The 4,114-nt window shown below is 39.4% G+C and carries 4 protein-coding genes; 1 reads left to right on the top strand and 3 read right to left on the bottom strand.

What is annotated here, in order from left to right:
- Nucleotides 1-182: 182 nt before the first annotated feature.
- The 3 genes from IQ228_RS22530 to IQ228_RS22540 form a co-directional block, all read right to left on the bottom strand.
- Nucleotides 183-719 (bottom strand): peroxiredoxin, encoded by a 537-nt coding sequence (locus tag IQ228_RS22530; RefSeq protein WP_053539503.1) that lies wholly within the window; start codon nt 717-719, stop codon nt 183-185.
- Between the two features lie 44 nt (nt 720-763).
- Nucleotides 764-1,375, bottom strand: a complete 612-nt coding sequence (locus IQ228_RS22535) for a peroxiredoxin (RefSeq protein ID WP_027401043.1) — start codon at nt 1,373-1,375, stop codon at nt 764-766.
- Between the two features lie 381 nt (nt 1,376-1,756).
- Nucleotides 1,757-2,194, bottom strand: a complete 438-nt coding sequence (locus IQ228_RS22540) for a hypothetical protein (protein ID WP_193964510.1) — start codon at nt 2,192-2,194, stop codon at nt 1,757-1,759.
- A gap of 439 nt (nt 2,195-2,633) precedes the next feature.
- Between IQ228_RS22540 and IQ228_RS22545 the strand changes: the two genes are divergently transcribed.
- Entirely contained in the window at nt 2,634-3,992 is a 1,359-nt protein-coding gene (locus IQ228_RS22545) for a hypothetical protein (protein WP_193964513.1), read from the top strand.
- Nucleotides 3,993-4,114: the final 122 nt, after the last annotated feature.

The raw sequence follows: 4,114 nt of genomic DNA on the forward strand, positions 1-4,114 counted from the left end.
CTTAGAGGATGTTTTAAAAGTATTAGATGAAACCGATAATCTCCAAAAACCTAACCCCCCTGCCCCCTTCCCTACGAGGGAAGGGGGTTTTCAAAGCCTCTCCCCGCTTCGGGGAGAGGTTTGGAGAGGGGTCTGTTTATACATTAAAAACTTTTCAAACACCCTCTTAAACTGCGTTCTATTCAATTATATTTTTCCAAAAGTGTCTCTATACTAGCATTATGATCTAAAAAAGAAAATAAATGTCTGTAGAGCAGTTTGCCATCTTTATCTAATACAAATTGTGCTGGTAAGGGCGCTCCTAATGCTTGTCCAGTTTTATAAGTACGAAATGTATGGCAACTGGAATCACTTAATAATGGCATTTTTAAGCCCAAGTCTTGAACTATTATTTGACTTTGCTTTTTGTCGGTGCTGGTAATTAATAAAATTTCAATTCCCCGATTTTTAAACTGTTCATAGTTCTCATTTAAAGCTTGAATATGGGGATAACAAAATGGACAATATTGCTTTTCGGTAAATATTCTGGTAAAGGCAATTATTACAGGTTGTTTACCGCGAAAATCAGATAGCTTAACTACAGCATTATTGGTAATATCTGATAGTTTAAAATCTGGTGTGCCTACACCCAATCTAAAATTATCTAGCGCTGGTATGGGTAGGAAATTATGGAAAAATCGCTCATTAAATAAGCCAGTAAAATCAGTTGAAGTCAGCATAAAAAATTCAAAATTAGAAGTTTAATTACCAAATTTCCCATTCTCTAAATATCAGCAAAGTAAATTTTAGACTTCACCGGATCAGGATTCATGGTTTTGTCTCCAGGTTGCCAATTAACAGGACAAACTTCATCAATATGGGACTGAACGTGCTGAATTGCTTGTAATGTTCGCAGGGCTTCATCCACATTGCGACCAAATGCTAAGTTATTAATAGTGGAGTGTTGCAGAATACCATCTTTGTCTACGATGAATAAACCCCGCAAAGCAATACCAGCGTTTGGGTCAAGAACGTTGTAAGCGGCACTAATTTCTTTTTTGATGTCGGAAACTAGGGGATAATTTATATCACCGACTCCACCAGATTTACGATCTGTTTGAATCCAAGCGAGGTGGGAAAATTCACTATCAACGGAAATACCCAAGATTTCTGTATTTAGTTGGCTAAATTCTGGGTAGCGATCGCTAAATGCTGTTACTTCAGTTGGACAAACAAAGGTAAAATCTAAGGGATAGAACAACAGAAGAACATATCTACCACGATAATCAGACAATTTAATTGACTTAAACTCTTGATCTACTACGCTTGTTGCTGTAAAGTCGGGAGCTTGTTGACCAATACGGAGACATCCCTCTGTTCTATAGGCAAGTGTCATATTTTCGGCTGAATTAGGGACTTTTTAACTCAATATCATCAATAATAAATTATATCATGAAGCAGGATATCTGCAAGTTGGCTTTTAGGGATATGCGCTCCCGTAGCCTACGTGGAAGCGCATCCCAAGACCGAAAGACTAACTTCTATTTTTGGTGCAAACCCTAATTAGGGCTTGCTGAATAAAGCTAAAACCGTTTATTAATAAAGGTTTTGCTGATTTTTATCACAAAAAAGCGCAAGGTTTTGGCTGATGGTGTCTCAAAATAGGTGCATTTTTCCTGGTCGGACTGGGAAAATTGAGGATATCCAGATCGTTGAAACTGTTCCCTGTTCCCTGTTCCCTGTTCCCTGCCTTCACAGACAACTTTGTCAGCAAATCCTAATTATTCGCATACTTACCAATCACTTGAGCTAAATCTGGTACTGCTTCTTGTACGTGCTTTTCTGCGGAATTACGGAATTTTTCGTAAGTTCCTCGCACAAGTTGGCGTTTCGTATTTTTAACCCTGGCATCGGTTACGCTCAATAGCGCATTTGCAGTGCGATCACTATTTGCTGTGAGGTATTTTACTGGTTCACCATGTTGCACTCCTTCACTCCAGATGGGATCAATTGCAGTTAAGCAAACTGGGAGGAGGGACTCAATAACATTGGGGATATAACCCGGTTGAATTCCCTTCAGTGCAGCAAAGGCGGCTTTTAGGGCTATGCCACTCATGCCTGACTTAGATGCTAGTTGTAGGTCTATCATGGTGCAGCAGTCTTGGACAATTAAGTCCTTATGACTAGAATTCATTATTTCTTCACTCAGTCCCATTTTAATACTCCTACGTATCAAATTGCTTGACTTATTATTCTATAAGTAGTTGGATAAAATTAAATTCATTCCTCGATTCAGGGAACAGGGAAGACTCAATTTCCAGACTTGATATTACCAATTAATTTCCCTGTTCCCAGTTCCCAAACATAAAAACTGAAGATATTATTAATTCCCCTGTTGAACTTATCCCCTGGAGAAGTTATTATGTATGGGAATAAGATGCGTCTTGGCAATGGCAAAATAGTCTAAAAAATAAAAAATAGTTCAGAAGACACCGATTTCAGGAGTTAATCAATTTTACCTTGAGTATCATTATTCCCCCGTCTCTCAGTAGATGATACTGTGGGATATTAACTTCACGATTGGGATAACCCCTGAATTCTTTGTTGATAAAATTTCTATTCAACTTTCACTGATCAGAATCAACCATAACAGTATGTCTTACGTATCTCTCCTAAAAAACATACCAGAAATATTCGGACAACCAACGGGAATAGCCGCCATAGCCTCCCTTGGTATCCACGGTGCTATTGCCTTGATTGTGCCATTAATGCCAGTTAACTCTAATCACTCTTCTAAAACTGACTCACCCAAAGCAGTCGGATTAATAGAATTGAGCGCGGCTGATCAAAGCCGATTACCACAACCTCCTAGCACATCCCAGGTAGCTTTACAGCAACCCCAATTACCCCTACAGCAACAACTACCAGGTATTAATTTGAGTAGTCCATTAACTAGCTATCCCGCTTTACAACCGGAATTATCTAGTCAGTCGGTATTACCAGCTATTCCGAGTTCGCCAACCAACTTGAACCTGTCTTATCTACCCAGTAGGCAATCTATTGAAAGATTGACTCGCAATGATTTACAAATAGCAATGTCTAGATTGCCAGCCAGAAGTACATATAACCCCCCAACTGCTTCGACCTCTCCTTTTGTCAATAATTTAGATCAGCAAATACGAGAAACTGCACCTCTAGGTATTAATAAGTTGCCAGAACTGCGACAAAGTAATGAAATACCAGGAGAACCACTAAATAATCCATCTGCTGAAGCCATTGATATTGGCAGTACAACAGCAGCGGGTATTTCAGCACCACAAACAGTGGAATCAGGAAATAATGCCATTAAAGTCCCTCAGTATGGGGAAAAATTGGCTTTAACAGATAATTCTCAGGGAAAATCACCAGCAATCATCACAAATGAATCTGCATCAAAAGGTAAGCGAACGGAACAATTACTGGCTAAACTGAATTCTTACAATACTCTTAGACAAAATATTCGCCAAGAATACCCCAATGTAAAAGAGAAAGGGGTAATTCGTGAAACCATCTCTACAGATACACCTGAGATGGAAGGAACAGTTGTGGGTAGATTAGTTGTAGATGCAGATGGTAAGGTCTTAGATATTAAGTTCCAAGCAGGAGCAGAATCGCCGCAGCTACAATCTAAGGTTAGAGAATTTTTCATCGCCAATCCACCTCAAGCTGATAAGCAGTTAATTAGTTCTTATCCTTTCCAACTGAAGTTCCAAAATAATCCCAATGCTACAGGCGTAAGTTCTAAGATTCAACCTCCCGCAACTTCAAATACAGAAAAGGTATTTGAACCTCAAATCAAACCTTCAGTAACTCCCAACTCTCAAAAATTACCCCCTGAGACTCCACCAGTAAATGATCTTGGTTCTATCACGTCAGCAACACCCAATAGTAATGCTCCCGCTGTCTCTACTGAATCTAGTAAAAAACTTATTCAAACCCTACGCCAAATCAAGGAACAAAGAAAAAATCCTTAGCACCATGATCAAAGATTTGGTGCGTTACCCTGTCGTTCTATGCTTTACACACCCTAGTAGTCTGTCAACCCGAAAATGACGGGTGAGGGCAAGCAGGGGTTGGGGGCTGTCTCTTATACACA

The organism is Dolichospermum sp. LEGE 00246 (assembly GCF_015207865.1).
In the GTDB taxonomy this organism is placed as follows: domain Bacteria; phylum Cyanobacteriota; class Cyanobacteriia; order Cyanobacteriales; family Nostocaceae; genus Dolichospermum; species Dolichospermum heterosporum.